Below are 15,113 nucleotides of genomic sequence, written 5' to 3'. Positions count from 1 at the left end.
GCCTGTCTCTATCCCCACTGCTCGCAGCAATGGTTGGTACAGATAGCATGCCGTAAAATGAAAAAGTCCATTCCCTCAAGGGAACAGACTTTGCTTCTTTCTTGCTTTAACCAAAGTAGCGATGGACGAGCGTACGTGCTTCAGCTGTGTCTTTTGTTCCGTGTACGAGGACACGTCCATCTTGGAAAATAACCATTCTATGGACTCCTGTTGTAAAAGAAACCAGAAACGGATTGGATTCCACTTTTCCTTCTTGAAGCCTGTTCAGGCGATCCGCTGTATGTTGAAGATCCAGATTCATGCGCCGTGCAGGTCGGATCTGAACGGTGTCCCTGCCACACAACACATCGGTTTTCTCCAGATTGGACGCAGAAAGATATGGATACGTTGCCGAAGTGCCGCAGGAAGGACAGTCTTGCTTTTTCGCACCATCCACATTGATGGATATGTATTCGTTCCTCCACACGTCAAATGACAATAACTTACGTCTCAATGCATTTGCATTGCCGCTAAGTAATTTCATCGCTTCTGCTGTCTGATTCGCCGTTACCATCTGTACCGCTTGAGGTATGATGCCAGACGTATCACAGGTATCTCCACCCAGAGGGACTTCACCCAGCAAACAATTTAAACATGGCGTATCTCCAGGCATAAACGTGTAGGTGATACCGTAACTACCTACGCATCCACCATAAATCCAGGGAATGCGGTGCTTCTGTGCCATATCATTAATGAGTAGTCGGGTATCAAAGTTATCCGTTGCATCCATGATCAAGTCTGTATGCTGAACGAGTTCTTCCAACTCATCTACTCTGACGTCCAACACTTTCCCTTCCACATGAACCGTGGAATTAATGGCAGATAACCGTTTTTCCGCCGCCATCGCCTTTGGCATCCGCTTAATCGCGTCCTGCTCTACATATAATTGCTGTCGCTGCAGGTTACTCCACTCCACATAATCACGATCCACAATCGTTAAGTGTCCGACTCCTGAACGAACTAACGTTTCTGCAATCCCTGTTCCGAGTGCGCCAGCGCCTATAATTAAAACTCTGCTGCCCTTTAATCTGGCCTGGCCTTCCTTGCCAAGTGGCGCGTAGCGTTCCTGTCTGGAATACCGATCGGCCTGCTCGGAAGATGTTGATTGTTGATCTATCATGTATGAACCATTCCTTCCACCGGACTGCTGGCTGCTGCATAACGCTTTACGGGAATCATGCCTGCTTCATATGCCAGTCTGCCCGCTTCTACCCCCAATCGCATCGCTTTAGCCATGCTCACCGGATCACTTGATCCAGATACGGCTGTATTTAACAATACGCCATCTGCACCAAGTTCCATCGCATAAGCAGCATCTTTTGGGGAGCGCAATCCTGCATCCACAATTACAGGTACAACGGCCTGCTCAATGATGATCTCAAGGTTATAGGGATTGATGATGCCTCTGCCAGCTCCGATGGGAGAAGCGCCAGGCATTACAGCATGTACGCCAAGCAATTGTAGCCTTTTGGCCAGAATGACATCATCCGAAATATAAGGCAATACCGTGAAGCCCTTTTCAAGCAAAATTTCGCAAGCCTTGTACGTTTCAATCGGATCTGGGAGCAACGTAATTCCATCTCCGATGACTTCGACTTTTATCATATCACAAAGTCCTGAAGCCCGCGCAAGCTCGGCAATCCGCACCGCCTCTTCCGCAGTGGAAGCCCCAGCGGTATTCGGAAGAAGAGTGTATTTGTCCAGATCCAACGTATCCAGGAAATGCTTCTGATTACGTTCCTCCAGATTCAGACGACGAACAGCAAAGGTTAAAACTTCCGTTTCAGATGCTTCCACAGCCTGACTTTGCACTTCCAGATCCGAAAACTTGCCTGTTCCGAGCAACAATCTGGACTCAAACGTATATTTACCAATGTTCAACATCATCAACCGCCTCCTACAAAATGTACAATCTCAATTCGATCGCCTTCTCTTAATACCGTTGACTCATGGTACTCACGCGTTAAGATATGCCTGTTCAGCTCAACAACTACAGTCTTGACTTGCAGGTCAAAAGATTGGAGCAATTTATCCACACGATTCAACCTCTCTTCAATCTCCATCCGTTGACCATTAACGATGATATTCACTGCACCACTCCCTTTCTGTTCAATCGCTCAGGGCTCAGCGCCTCAATTCCGAGTTCTTCTGAGCTTTTGCCAGCGAGCAACTCAGCAATAAGCCTGCTTGTTATCGCACTAAGCAAGATACCGTTGCGGTAATGCCCAAAGGCGGCGAACAGCCCGGGTATACTCTTGCAAGCACCTATATAAGGCAGTCCATCCGGAGTTGCCGGTCTTACGCCTGCCCACGCTCGCAAAAATTGTGCTTCTTTCATCCCAGGCACCCAGTGGGTAGAAGCTGCTAGCAGCTTCTGAACACCCTGTACAGAAACGTTCAGATCCGTTCTGCCTGGCAGACTGGTCGCCCCGAGCCAAACCTCTCCATTAGCTTTGGGAACAATATAGATATCTTCTGCATACACCGTTCTGTCAGGTCTGTACCCTGCATGTTCAGCTGAGAACTGAACGGCGGCTATTTCTCCTTTTACCGACCACACAGGCAAGCTCAGATTCACATATCTCATCAGTTCTTCACTCTGTAATCCAGCCGCTATAATGACATGTTTGCATTTCATCTCACCGATCGATGTGGTGATCCCCTGCACGCCGTGTTCGTTTGCTTGCACACGTATATCCTGTATGTCCTCCATAACCCGTGCTCCCAATACTTGAGCGGATTCAGCATATGCCTTCGTTAGATGGACTGGAAGAATCTCACTCTCGTAAGGTCTGTAGTAGGATCCATACGTATCTCTGTTAAGCCATGGTGCCTCCTGTTGCACAACGGAACGGTCCCACCACACCTCATCCGCAGAATTAGCAGAATTTCGATTATTCTTATAGTTACTTAATTCACTGTATGAACGAAAAGGAGTTAAGAACCCCTGGCGTTGCAGACCAACCTCTACATCACTGAGGGTAGCCATTAGTACCTGTTGCTCATGAAGTAACTGCCTGCTCTGCCTGGCAAGCTTAGCCATCAAAGGATGAGCAAAATCCTCACTCTCTGCCGCCAGCATTCCAGCCGCCGCGCAAGAAGTGCCTCCTGCAATCGCCGAACGCTCCAGTAACAGCACATCCTGTCCACGGGAAGCAAGCTCATACGCAATGGCACATCCAACAACGCCTCCGCCTACAATAATCGTTTCTGCATAAATCTTATCCGGTCTATCAGTAATGATCTCTTTCATCCTCTCATCTCCTTGATTCAGCGGCTCAGACTTTCTGTATCAACGATAGCCTGCCTTAATAATGCAGCCGCCCGATCCGGGGAATCGCTCGCCCATACATTCGAGATCACAGCGACTCCCTGTGCGCCTGCAGAGCGAATAGAGTGAATGTTCCCCGGTTCGATGCCCCCAATCGCCATGACAGGAATGGAGACACCAGAGCACACTTCAGCCAGAGCATATAATCCTCTTGGTTCAAGATCAGGCTTACTGTTGGTTGAGTAGACATGCCCGAAGAATAGGTAATCGGCTCCACGTTCTTCAGCGATTTTTGCCTCAGCGATTGAATGAACAGATACACCCAGACGAAGTCGCTGCACATTGCTTATAACAGCAGGGTTATAGTTACGTATCGCATCTTGCCCCCAATGTACACCGCCATAGATGTCATTCTGTGAAGGCAGCTCTGAACCATTGATAACGATGCGACAAGATGGAACGCCAATGCTACGCAGACTTTCAGCCCAACCGATCTTGTCTTGCCACGAGAGTTGTTTCTCTCGTATATGAATATAGTCCACCCAAGGCCAAACGTCCTTTGCAGCTTTTACAAAAGATGCTTGATCCCATGTACCCGTAGATACAACATGCAATTCAAATGATTCGTGAACATGTTCATGAGAAATTACCGTACCATCCCTCTCCTTCCAATTGTGAATGCCATGAAAACACAAAAAAGCCACTCCCGTAGGGGAGTGGCTGCGTATTAATTATAGGACCAGATGACTGACTGAAGCATACAGTTCATTTCGTGTAATACAGCTATGGACCTTATATCCATAACGTTATACACGGAACTACATGTTTCCATTCGCTAAGCAGACGGTTGACATTCTTTCGAATTCTCGTTTGCTCACGTCATTCACTGAAGTGCGCGCGCCACTTCCCTACGCTGGTATGATCCAGATCAGGTGCAAAGGGTCCAGAATCGCATTCTTCCATCTCAGCCGCATCGTGCGGCCCCCCTAGTGTTCATATGAAGTTGTAGCTTATGTTACCATAGACGGATTTTTTTGTCACCGTTCATTTCCATTATAACGTGTTTCAAGACGACTTCGCTATATAACGCTGCACGACAATCTAGTTTTTCTCGGACCATTCTTCGACATTCCATGTTTTGGTAACCCAACCCTCGTAGAAATCAGGTTCATGAGATACAAGCAGCACGGTTCCTTTGAACTCTTGCAAAGCACGCTGCAACTCCGCTTTGGCCGTTACATCCAGATGGTTTGTCGGCTCATCGAACAGAATCCAGTTGCTCTCACGCATCAAGAGCTTGCACAAACGAACTTTAGCTTGTTCGCCACCGCTCAACATGTTAAGCGGACGAGTAATATGTTCATTTTTCAATCCACAGCGGGCAAGGTGACCTCGAACCTCATTCTGGGTCAGATGTGAGAACTCATTCCACACATCCTCGATCGGTGTAATATTTCCAGCACGGACTTCCTGCTCAAAATAGGCCGTTTCGAGATAATCTCCCAAAAAGGTCTTTCCATTAAGTGGAGATATTTTACCAAGGATGGTCTTGAGCAGTGTGGATTTACCTACACCGTTACAACCTACGATGGCAATTTTCTCACCACGTTCAATCGTCATCGTCATCTTGGGCAGCAAAGCATACGTATAACCTATTTCGAAATCAATACCCTCAAAGACCGTTTTGCTACTCGCTCGGGCATCCTTGAATTTGAATGTTGGTTTCATCGCTTCATCTGGGCGATCAATTCGATCAATCTTATCCAACTGCTTCTCACGGCTCTTCGCTCGACCTGAAGTGGACGCACGTGCCTTGTTACGCTGAATGAAATCTTCCTGCTTCTTAATGTACTCTTGCTGCTTCTCGTACGCATCAATATGCTGAGCTTTATTCATATCCGCCATCTCCAGGAACTTGTTATAGTTCGCTGCATATCTCGTTAATTTGGCAAATTCCAAATGATAAATGACATTTACGACTTCATTCATGAATTCCGTGTCATGGGAGATTAAGAGGAACGCGTGCGGGTAGTCCTTCAGGTAACGTGACAACCATTCAATGTGCTCTACATCCAGATAGTTGGTCGGCTCATCCAGTAAAAGAGCTGTAGGTTTCTCGAGCAGAAGCTTGGCAAGAAGCACCTTGGTACGTTGTCCACCACTTAGAGCTGCGACATCTCGATCAAGACCAATTGCGGACAAACCAAGACCATTGGCCATCTCTTCCACTTTTACGTCAATCAGATAAAAGTCGCCCTGTTCCAGTTGTTCCTGAATATCGCCCATCTCTTCCAGCAACTGCTCCAGCTTATCTGGATCTGCATCTGCCATCTGGTCCGTAATATTCATCATTTCTTTTTCTAATTCAAGCAACGGCAAGAAAGCATCCTTTAGCACATCACGGATGGTTTTGCCTGGTGTGAGCTTCGTGTGCTGATCCAGATATCCATAACGGACTCTAGGTGTCCATTCTACTTTCCCACTGTCTTTAAGCAATTTTCCGGTAAGGATGTTCATTAATGTGGATTTACCCACACCATTGGCACCAACAAGTCCTACACGCTCTCCGGCGAGTAAGCGAAACGATACATTTTTAAATAACGTGCGATCTCCAAAATTGTGACTCACGTTCTCTACTGACAATAAACTCATAAGATGAGGTTGCTCCTATCTATTAGACATTACTTTGCTTATAGTTCTGAAACCCTATTCTAGCACAGGTTCCGTCTTTTCTGAAAGTAATGTAAGCATAACAGGAACCTCTTCCATGAATTCCCCATGTAGGTAACCTAATGAATAGAACAGTTATATTCGAAATAACCCTGTGCGGCTGCTTGTTTGGCATCTGTAAACACTTCTTCAGCACGGTAACCATTACCACAAGTGGATGGATAATAGTATTTGATTCCCGTTAAAGGATCTACCCCACCTACGATGGCCGTTTTCTTCACAAGTCTGCCTCCACCGATCGCATAATTGTTGATCTTTTGGTCACCCACACCTATACCTTGGATAAAAGCCATAATCCCTGTATCGTTAATGGAGTTGTACCAATCTTCCTGCGCAATCAGGGGCATCGTAAACGTATAGGAAATACCGTTCTTTCTGGCAAACTCATTATGGCGGTTAATCACATCAGCCAGATCATCCTGCACAGTAGTCACAATCCGGCTTTGTCTAACTTGCTCAAATACGCTGGTATTCTGAAGTAAAGGAATCTGTGTGCTTGAGGCCAGTTCTTTTTGAAATCCTTCAATCCATTTCCCTGCGTTTGCGTCATAGGCATATACGTAGTCGTCCAGTGTAAAGTTAATACTGTTACCATTAGAATCTGAATATGTATAAGGTTTCTTGGGGCTCCACACTTGCCTGAAAGAATCTTCACGGTTACCCGTCATCTCTGTTTCTGTGGACAACATATAATAGCCATCATAATCCAGAATAACCACGGCAGGAATGTAATTAAACATGTTTCGAATAGCTGCGGGATCATCCTGTATCCCCATATTCAGAGCCATCGTCTGGGTGAACGTTGCAAGCGCAAGTTGCTTATCCGCTTTAACAAACTTGGTTGAATCATAACCCGCTTCATCATTTTGTTTCTCATTCTGATGCATCACTGCACCAGCATCCATGACTGCAGTTTGAAGCGCCAATCTGTATCGGTGGCCCAGATATTGAGCCTCTTCTGCATCTTGGCTATGGAGTGAAATGATCCAGAAGAGTGGGAAGAAGATCATCACGAATACAATGGATAGCTCAGTAATCTTCATTGAGGACCATACCTCCGTATGTTACAAATACTGCTGAAGCCTGAGCCGTACCACTCAACCATTCACGAATGAGCATGGAAGGTGTACGATTAGTATTTTGGAGAGTCACGGTGAAAAAATCCCCTGTCGTCAACGTATATCTTCGGCCAGGATCATCAACCGGTATCACACCTGAGGATGGGAATAGTCTTTCTCGAATCTGAGCTGCATAATATCCATCCTGCACCACCTCATAGGTCCCGTTAAAACTGTTATTGTCCATCGGGTCTGTATAGTGAGGTACATATTTCTTATGTAAATGTTCCATCGACACCTCATACACATTGCCGGTCTGGGCCAGTTGCTCCTCAAACTCAGCCAACATTCGAGGTGAAATATATCCTTTCGTTCGGACAGCATCAACAAAACGTGTTACATTCTGAACAGCCGTCATACGTGCTATATCATCCTGCCGATCGGCTGTTTCAGCAGCTGGGTACACATAGAGCAGAAGGACTGCGAGCAATACGGCAAGCAGCTTGGATGCGGCATTAATCAATTCACACTCGCCTCCTTCCAAAAAAAAATCTTGAGCAGTTCTCCAGTTTCATTTCGTATAAACTCTGGTCTGTAGGTGGCATCGAGCTGGACAGGAATCGTCGCTGTTTTGCTGACAAGTGGATCAATCACATACGAAGTTCCATCTACCTCCACAGGAATGCCAGTGCCTGTCATCTGTCTTACGGTATGCAACACTTCTGCACCACTATACTGATCCGGATTAGTGGTACGCAGTGTTGTTGTCAGCCGACCTTCCATGCCTGCTGTTGTCTGTACTCTGTCATTCAAGGCCGCTGATAAAATCTTAACATTCTGTTGCCCGTACAGGCAGGCTGTCACAAACAGGACAACCGCCGTACAAAACAACATGAGATGCTGTGTATTCCGGGACATGTTAAACCAACTCCTGTCAGGATTGCTGGAAGATCAGCCCTCTTACCACGTTCGATCGGTCTTTCACGATAATCGCTTTGAATTTACCACTTGGATTGACATACTGATTGTCTTTTTCACTCATGGTTTGGTTAATAATACCCACCTTATCTTCAGGTCCAATAACAGAGCCATAATCCGCATTATTGAGATCCTGAGAAATATTCAACTGATTACCGTACCATTGACCAGCTACATTTTTACCCGTAATCACTTTAATACCAAACTGTTCCTTGTCAGCGTATTTACGCAGCGCATTGGTTACCTGTGATCCACTGATAGTTGTTCCGTCATATACCGTAAATGCAGCCTGGGACAACTCGGTTTGGATATCAGCAAAATTGTTCTGGGCCGTCTTGGTTGCCTCCTGAGCCGAAATAAACAACAGAACTACAATTGTGATTAAAGCGATCGTCAAGAATATCCCTGCTGCCACCTTTAAAGCGCTTGATGCATTATTCATAATAAATCCTCCCAAGTTATAAGTTTTCTATACATTTCAAACTGTCACACAGATGAACTGTTTACAGTTTCTGAATCTGTTCATAATAAATGTTCATTTGTAAGAAGCTCATACCGACCAATGGAATAACCAGATACAAAAAGATAAGGGCGTACATAGGTGTAAATCCAATGGTTCTCCCCCATGATGCTTTGACATCTATCATTTTGCTATACTCCTGCTTGCGTTGTTCAAAATAAAATGCCATCATGCTCTCGAGATCATCGAAGGCTTCACGTATTGATATTTTGCCAAGGGCAAGCTGCAATTTATCAACCAGTCGCTGGAACTCGGGCAAGCCCGCCTCTTCCTTTAATTGTTCAAGTGCAAGCTCTGGTCCATGTTCAAAATGCAACAAACATTTTTGCAGCGGGCGCTTGAAAATGACCGCAAATCGATTAAGCCATTCCAATATCTCCTCGACTGACATCCGGTCCATCTCACGCAAAATGGAAATCACTGTCTGGAATTGATAGATTTCATGTCGCATATCCAACCTTCGCATTTTCCGCTGAAATAACATGAGCCATACGGGCATGTAGTACCCCGCTGCACCCATGAGAATGGCTATAATCATTTCCCACCAGCGTACATATTGCTTGTTATACACCTCAAGTTTCTGCATAATGCGCGTGATGGTCTCATTCTGGGTATCATGGTCTAACTGAACTGGAGATAACTGCTGTAACGCTTTGGAGACTTCTTCGTATGTAGCTCCTCGGTTCATTTCCACACTTTCCAACACGGATTGATCCAACGCTGTTTTTTCCTCAGCTTTCCTGAGATCCGCTTCAGCCATTGCACCAAACATTCGATCATCGCGGATTGGATCATACAAGATGTGGTTACGTTCAACCTGGTGCAACAGCAAGATGCACACCATTGTAAGGACCAAACAACCTGCGAATAACAACACTCGTCGAATGGCAAGCCATTCGTATTTCAACTCTGAGCTGCTCTCCCTCATGAGCCGTATCGTTTGACTGTACTGTGCACTGCCAGGTTTTGCTGCAAACAACATCGCCAATTTCCGTATGAAGGTCTTCCTGTACAGAAACTGATCCAACCATGAATGCTTATGCCCTGACCGGTAACGGGTCTCATCGTATTGCTGGAGCCTTTGCAGAAGCAAATAAGCAAGGATAATGATGACATAGATCGATATTTTGGTAACAAAACCGATTTTGCTGCGATAAAATTCATCCATCGTTGGGAAACTGACTCTGGCCCAGCGTTCGATTGGAGCGGTGAATAATACCGGAGCTAGCGCGATGATATTAAGTCCTTTGAGCAGGTAATCCAATTTATCACGCCGCAAAATCTCCAGATGAATCTCCTGAGTCAGGTTACCAAGTCCTTTAAGATAAATAGAACCTTGTGCTCTGTCCTTATCCCCAAACTCCATAACCATATAGGAAACGCCGGCAAATCCTTTGAGAAAACGGTTGGGAGCCACTTCATAATAACGCTCAAGTGCTTCATTCGGATCTGGAGAAGTTAGAGCTTCGTAGATCAGTCTTACTTGTTCTGCTGCTTCTCCTGTACCTGCTTCAGCGGCTTCATAGAGCGCTTCCTCAACCATGCCATGCTGATGATACCGATGCCTTACATCTGCAAAGAGATCCAACATCTGCACCAGCAACCTTTTCTCCATACGACTAAGGCACATATCCAATACCAGGCTGTTTAGTACCACAGCACAGAGCACGGACAGTATTACAAAAGCGATACCCGGCTGCATAAGAAACAGAATGACACTTATGCCTCCATAACCTCCAAGAATAATCAGAACCACTGTCATCGTCAGCCTGCGAAGTGAAGGCTCATCCCCAACATGGCGGAATGAAATACGTTTCTGCACCTGTAGAATATAAGCTGATAGCAATGGCACTTTCATTCCAAGACGGTAGGACTGCAACAAGATTGATCCCAGTCCCTTGAATCCCTTCCCGCTAGGAGCAAAAATCACGCCGGATTGACTTGTTGAACCACCTCCTCTGTGACGTAACATACTTAAAACCAGAAGTGTAATCAGCAAACCTCCTGCACAAATACTTAATACGAGGAGCAGAATCCATTTAATTGTCATGCTGATCACCCCAGTGTTGCTTCATAAACAGTTCAAATTTCTCGGCATCCTGTAATGTCATCTGGTCTCGCATATCCACCATGCTTCCAGAGGAGATTGGAGCTGTTGCAACATACGCTCCATCTCTGTACTCCACAACATTATGAAATGTAAAACCTGCCCTCTCTTCCACGCTATCACCTTGATTCGCACGAGGAAGACACTCCGTAATTCGTTCGATATATCTTCGTCCCTCAGCATCTTTCTTCATATGAACATCGAAGTTGATTACACTCACAACCTGCTCCTCAGCAATATGCTCATGCTGGAACATACCTGTCTTGAGCAAGGAATTACGGAGGGAGAAGACCAGATCACGAAACGTTTTGGCATGGTGGGTAAACAGGGTGAACAGACTGGCAACCTGAGACATTTGAATCATCCATGCGGCCACCTCATCACTCGCAACCTCACCGAGAATATTGACGGTACCATCCGTTTTTTTCTGCAAATCAAGCCCTTGTTGACCTGAAATGTGTTCAGTCTCTCGGAAACTCAAAATATTACGTCGGCTATAGATCCGTCTTAATTGAAGTTCAAACGCCATCTCCTGCACCCGAAGGGTGTACGATGCATAGATGTGTTTGACCATAGCCATAAGCAACGTTGTTTTACCAGAACCTTGGGCCCCGGTTACAGCTGTGATCCGGCTTCCTTTCATCAGGTATTGAAGCAATGTAATTGGTAAATCTGCGTTGTTACCCGTAATCAACTGTTCAAGTGAAGCATTCGGAATATCGAACTTCCGGACGAAGAACGCCCATGATTCTGCAAAAGGAGGTCTAACAACAACGACACGGGAGCCGTCTTTCATCTCGTTCACCTTGTATCCGCTTGCTTCCGACAACTGTCCGGGATAATTGTATTTGTATATATTCTGGCATACCCTTTTCAGTTCACGGATGCTTCCGAATGACAGAAAGGATAGATGAATGGACTTACCTTTATAGAAAATCCAGACACTTTCCATGCCGCTAAGCGGTTCTTCATGTGCATCATCCTCCAGTCCTTGATCCAGCAAATCATTCCATGATGCCGGTTTTCGAAGTCCCATATTATGAACAGCATCAAGCATACCGCTAACACCACCACTAACGCCGTCAATACGTTGGTCCCTTATCTCATCAACAACCGAGAATCCTTTATAATGTTGGTAGATACGTTGCACGATGATATCCGTCTTTTCTCTGAATCCAAGCTCTCGATATTCGCACTCGAAAACATACTGAATATCCTCCTCAGAGATATAATAACTTCCTCCATCGTCCGTACCTTCCTCCATTCTCAGTCTGCCAAGATCGTAGGTATCAATCATTCGGGAGAGTGCATCCACACCGAATTGCTGTCGGTACAGATAAAACACAATTTCGAATCGGTCCTGGATCGTCAACAAATCTGTTTCTGCAAACAAAATAACTTCATCTACATTTGATTTGTTCAGCCCTATGCTTCGGGTCAGGAGATCCCCTATCAGATTTTTGACATACGTTTTGTCGCTGATACTGCCTGAGACACAGCCCTTCAGTGCTTTTCTCATCTCGGCACGCTGATTAATTCTTCGACGATATTCTTCTTCATGCAGACCCGCATCCGCGAGCTGACTATGACTAAGCTCATGAAGTGAGTTCTTCACCTTCTCAATCAACATGTCAATCGTGAATGATTCCTGTTCAGGAACACGAGCATTCTTTTCACGAAGAAACGTTCTATACTTGAACCAGATATAAGTCAGGCACAGAATCAAAATCAAACTTATCCATATGGTATTCCAGAGCATCGGAGGTTCAGGCTCCCCTTTCCAGCCTCTTCAGAACTGTGCGCATACCTGCACCGTCCATAATCAGGCAAGCGAGTTCGCTCATGCTTGCAGCAAAACTCCCTTTACGAATATCCTTATCCTCAGTCAAACTTTCCAACTGCAAGTATCTAGCGACATCTCGCCGATTCATTGCATCCAGGTATCCGGTTGTGTACGGTATCGCAGATATCGTGCCTTTATATCTGAACTGGCGCCGAATATTGGAAAGCGTTGCACGGGAATGCGAATCGTATTTGTTAATTACAACATGTATATTCTTATTGTTCATTCGTTCTGGCAGGATCTCTTCAAAGAACAACTCCAGATTTCGCATATTTTGATCGAGATTAATTACAACATAGTCCGCCTGCTGCAGCTTGAGCTGTGAATCAACACCAGCATGATCCGCATCCAGAAGAACCAGATCGTAATACTCGTTAGCTACATTCAGCAGCTTTTTCACAGTCTCACCATGTTCCTGCGAGGAACGTTCCATCTCATCAATTCTTCCGGTTAGGAAATCAAGTCTTTCCTTCAGAAGTGGTTTGGTATAATCCCTGAGATTGTGCTTATTCAGACTGCCGCTCAAATGCAGCCGTTCAATCGCATCCCAGCCACCCTCTTCGAAGGAGAACATAAAATCCGCTGAATCCGTATCTTTGGATGGTAGAGCAGCTTCTGTGCCAGTTCCGGCAAGGCCTGCATTAACAAGTAACACTCTTGTCCTGTAGTGAAGTGCCATCGCATAAGCACTAATTAATGTGCTTGAAGTGCAACCTGTTCCTGCAAAAGGGCTCCAAAAGGTAATGGTGCTCATGCTCTCATCCTCTCTGCTTCTTTCATCGCACGGCGACTACGAACACTTTCCCAACCTGTTAACTGCTCGACCACGCGACACAACGATTTTTTGTAATTTCGTGACAAAGGTCCAAGATGAACTCGGCGATGATGCTCATTCTCAAGCTTAACCGCAGCTGTTAACTCATCCCACGGAAGCACTAAGGATTCTCCTGTCCACACAAACGGACTGCCCTCCAGATACGCCCACAGATAACGAGCTTCAAGCTTGCAGTCAACCCCGTTAATTAAGAGCCGCTGAAATGACAGCTCACCAGGTAATGATTGTTCTTCAAGCAACCGCTTCAACCATCCCTTGCCACGTTCCAGATTGTAACGCTCATAATCACTCACCCAGACTCTTACATCAGCGGTTAGCCAGAGATTACGCGATGCAAAATGGGAGGTCTCCATGTCATATAACACATAGTCATAACTGTCCAATCGCTCTCCATTTACTTCAAGATGATTCTCTACAGCTGCTGAAGTGACAAAATGACAAGCGATATCAAATCCTTCAAATTCCGTAATTCGCAAAGACTGCTGACTGTCACCTACACCGTACCCATACTTCTGTTGTAAGGTTCCATCTACGAGCAAGACCTTGTTGCCTGTCGAAGCCAATATCTTGCAAAGATATAACATCAGATCATTCTTCTCACATAAACCCGCAAAGATCCATGTATGCATAGATGTTACAACTCCTTTCTTTTTCTTAAACTCCCTGTTATCTGAATTATTCTAAAGTAAACCTCGGATTTCGCTCTATTCTCCACCCGTTAGCAAGCTCTGTTGTTCTGTTTGTGAGGCATCAGCAGGATCATTTACGCTTCCAGAATTAGCTCCTGCTCCGTTTCCTGAACCATCATTCCACATCACTCCATCCGACGTTGCCGGATTATTGGCTGATGGACGACTGTTATAGGTAACTGAGGATTGTGCCACATCCTGTTCAACCCCTTTTGACGGTGCTGTCACGAAGGCTGCCAGTGAACTTTCAAGCGAACTTCTCACCTGTCTGGATAACTCCTGTTCGGCTCGTCGGACAATATTCGGATCACTCTCCAGCAGTTTTAACACTTCTGAATTGGCAGGATACGTTGCGATTGCAGGTGTCTGAAACTGTGGTTCTACATAGGTTAAGGCATAGATTGAAGCTTTATGTAAATAGGCATCTACAATTGCACTTGAGAGTGACAGAATCTCTTCCTCTGTCATCGTAATCCATAAGGTAGCTGCATTGAGTCGTTCCACTTTCTTCTTCGATAAAAGAACATAGTCCTGTCCGGTGGGGAATTGGATACGAACATCAATAATATCTCCCTTAACGAGTGAGGACGGCAGTAATATAACTTGCAGCTCTCGATTTCTTAAATCAGGCGGAGCCGGTGTATCCTCATATACCATCTCAGTGGTTATGGCTGTTCCTTTTTTCAACTCTATTTTGGCCACTTGGCCTTCCATCTGCTTGGTACTGGACCAGAGATTTCGTGGTGCTTGTGCATCCGGAACAGCAATGAGCTTCAGATCCTCCGGTAATATCGGTTCACCTGCTTCAATATCCCGAATCGTTACCCATCCTTGCGCTCCCGAATCCCATTGTTGCTTTAATTCAGCTTCCTTTTCCTCATATGCCGATAAATAACGGGCTTCTACGGCTGACCTGACATCACCCATCGTTTTGACATTGTAAATAACATATCCTCCGAACACCAACCCTACAGCTCCTGCTCCGATAAGTCCGGCATAGATCAGTTGACGGCTTTGTTTTCTTAATTTAGACAAAAGAGGCT

The 15,113-nt window shown here is 45.6% G+C and carries 15 protein-coding genes and 1 riboswitch; all 15 genes read right to left on the bottom strand.

What is annotated here, in order from left to right:
* Positions 1–106 precede the first annotated feature (106 nt).
* The 15 genes from D829_RS0106580 to D829_RS0106510 all read right to left on the bottom strand — a co-directional run bounded on the left by D829_RS0106580 (position 107) and on the right by D829_RS0106510 (position 15,105).
* On the bottom strand, positions 107–1,159 hold the full coding sequence (locus D829_RS0106580; protein WP_017688065.1) for a ThiF family adenylyltransferase: 1,053 nt from the start codon (positions 1,157–1,159) through the stop codon (positions 107–109).
* Positions 1,156–1,923, bottom strand: a complete 768-nt coding sequence (locus D829_RS0106575) for a thiazole synthase (RefSeq protein ID WP_026081037.1) — start codon at positions 1,921–1,923, stop codon at positions 1,156–1,158. Before D829_RS0106575 ends, D829_RS0106580 begins: the two co-directional genes overlap by 4 nt.
* Positions 1,924–1,925: 2 nt before the next feature.
* Entirely contained in the window at positions 1,926–2,129 is a 204-nt protein-coding gene (gene thiS / locus D829_RS0106570; protein ID WP_017688063.1) for a sulfur carrier protein ThiS, read from the bottom strand.
* Positions 2,126–3,292 (bottom strand): glycine oxidase ThiO, encoded by a 1,167-nt coding sequence (gene thiO / locus D829_RS0106565; protein WP_017688062.1) that lies wholly within the window; start codon positions 3,290–3,292, stop codon positions 2,126–2,128. The genes thiS and thiO overlap by 4 nt, the downstream gene beginning before the upstream one ends.
* A gap of 17 nt (positions 3,293–3,309) precedes the next feature.
* A complete protein-coding gene (locus D829_RS0106560; protein ID WP_017688061.1) occupies positions 3,310–4,005 on the bottom strand; it encodes a thiamine phosphate synthase in 696 nt (231 codons plus the stop codon).
* Between the two features lie 193 nt (positions 4,006–4,198).
* A riboswitch (TPP riboswitch) is annotated at positions 4,199–4,308 on the bottom strand.
* A 103-nt stretch (positions 4,309–4,411) separates the two neighbouring features.
* Positions 4,412–5,962, bottom strand: a complete 1,551-nt coding sequence (locus tag D829_RS0106555; protein ID WP_017688060.1) for an ABC-F family ATP-binding cassette domain-containing protein — start codon at positions 5,960–5,962, stop codon at positions 4,412–4,414.
* Positions 5,963–6,099: 137 nt separating this feature from the next.
* Positions 6,100–7,083: a hypothetical protein gene (locus D829_RS0106550; protein WP_017688059.1), complete on the bottom strand. Its 984-nt coding sequence runs from the start codon at positions 7,081–7,083 to the stop codon at positions 6,100–6,102.
* Positions 7,070–7,621 (bottom strand): hypothetical protein, encoded by a 552-nt coding sequence (locus tag D829_RS0106545; RefSeq protein WP_017688058.1) that lies wholly within the window; start codon positions 7,619–7,621, stop codon positions 7,070–7,072. The genes D829_RS0106550 and D829_RS0106545 overlap by 14 nt, the downstream gene beginning before the upstream one ends.
* Positions 7,618–8,016, bottom strand: a complete 399-nt coding sequence (locus D829_RS0106540) for a hypothetical protein (RefSeq protein WP_017688057.1) — start codon at positions 8,014–8,016, stop codon at positions 7,618–7,620. The genes D829_RS0106545 and D829_RS0106540 overlap by 4 nt, the downstream gene beginning before the upstream one ends.
* A 16-nt stretch (positions 8,017–8,032) precedes the next feature.
* Positions 8,033–8,518 (bottom strand): hypothetical protein, encoded by a 486-nt coding sequence (locus D829_RS0106535; protein WP_017688056.1) that lies wholly within the window; start codon positions 8,516–8,518, stop codon positions 8,033–8,035.
* Positions 8,519–8,579: 61 nt separating this feature from the next.
* Complete coding sequence (locus tag D829_RS0106530) at positions 8,580–10,646, bottom strand: hypothetical protein (RefSeq protein ID WP_017688055.1); 2,067 nt, start codon at positions 10,644–10,646, stop codon at positions 8,580–8,582.
* The gene (locus tag D829_RS0106525) at positions 10,636–12,462 is read right to left on the bottom strand and encodes an ATPase, T2SS/T4P/T4SS family (protein ID WP_017688054.1); all 1,827 of its coding nucleotides are present in this window, start codon (positions 12,460–12,462) and stop codon (positions 10,636–10,638) included. Before D829_RS0106525 ends, D829_RS0106530 begins: the two co-directional genes overlap by 11 nt.
* A gap of 7 nt (positions 12,463–12,469) precedes the next feature.
* Positions 12,470–13,300, bottom strand: coding sequence for a ParA family protein (locus tag D829_RS0106520; protein WP_017688053.1), 831 nt, complete (start codon positions 13,298–13,300; stop codon positions 12,470–12,472).
* On the bottom strand, positions 13,297–14,010 hold the full coding sequence (locus D829_RS0106515) for a hypothetical protein (RefSeq protein ID WP_017688052.1): 714 nt from the start codon (positions 14,008–14,010) through the stop codon (positions 13,297–13,299). Before D829_RS0106515 ends, D829_RS0106520 begins: the two co-directional genes overlap by 4 nt.
* 75 nt (positions 14,011–14,085) lie before the next feature.
* The gene (locus D829_RS0106510) at positions 14,086–15,105 is read right to left on the bottom strand and encodes an SAF domain-containing protein (RefSeq protein ID WP_017688051.1); all 1,020 of its coding nucleotides are present in this window, start codon (positions 15,103–15,105) and stop codon (positions 14,086–14,088) included.
* Between the last annotated feature and the right edge of the window lie 8 nt (positions 15,106–15,113).

This window comes from Paenibacillus sp. PAMC 26794 (genome assembly GCF_000316035.1).
Taxonomy (GTDB): domain Bacteria; phylum Bacillota; class Bacilli; order Paenibacillales; family Paenibacillaceae; genus Paenibacillus.
Note: the sequence above shows the minus strand (reverse complement) of the source record. Positions and strands in the feature narration are given on the sequence as shown.

Bases quoted from the DNA above. Each gene is read 5' to 3' on its own strand.
- D829_RS0106580 (WP_017688065.1), bottom strand. From the start codon at position 1,159: ATGATAGATCAACAATCAACATCTTCCGAGCAGGCCGATCGGTATTCC.
- D829_RS0106575 (WP_026081037.1), bottom strand. From the start codon at position 1,923: ATGTTGAACATTGGTAAATATACGTTTGAGTCCAGATTGTTGCTCGGA.
- thiO (WP_017688062.1), bottom strand. From the start codon at position 3,292: ATGAAAGAGATCATTACTGATAGACCGGATAAGATTTATGCAGAAACG.
- D829_RS0106555 (WP_017688060.1), bottom strand. From the start codon at position 5,962: ATGAGTTTATTGTCAGTAGAGAACGTGAGTCACAATTTTGGAGATCGC.
- D829_RS0106550 (WP_017688059.1), bottom strand. From the start codon at position 7,083: ATGAAGATTACTGAGCTATCCATTGTATTCGTGATGATCTTCTTCCCA.
- D829_RS0106540 (WP_017688057.1), bottom strand. From the start codon at position 8,016: ATGTCCCGGAATACACAGCATCTCATGTTGTTTTGTACGGCGGTTGTC.
- D829_RS0106535 (WP_017688056.1), bottom strand. From the start codon at position 8,518: ATGAATAATGCATCAAGCGCTTTAAAGGTGGCAGCAGGGATATTCTTG.
- D829_RS0106530 (WP_017688055.1), bottom strand. From the start codon at position 10,646: ATGACAATTAAATGGATTCTGCTCCTCGTATTAAGTATTTGTGCAGGA.
- D829_RS0106525 (WP_017688054.1), bottom strand. From the start codon at position 12,462: ATGCTCTGGAATACCATATGGATAAGTTTGATTTTGATTCTGTGCCTG.
- D829_RS0106520 (WP_017688053.1), bottom strand. From the start codon at position 13,300: ATGAGCACCATTACCTTTTGGAGCCCTTTTGCAGGAACAGGTTGCACT.
- D829_RS0106515 (WP_017688052.1), bottom strand. From the start codon at position 14,010: ATGCATACATGGATCTTTGCGGGTTTATGTGAGAAGAATGATCTGATG.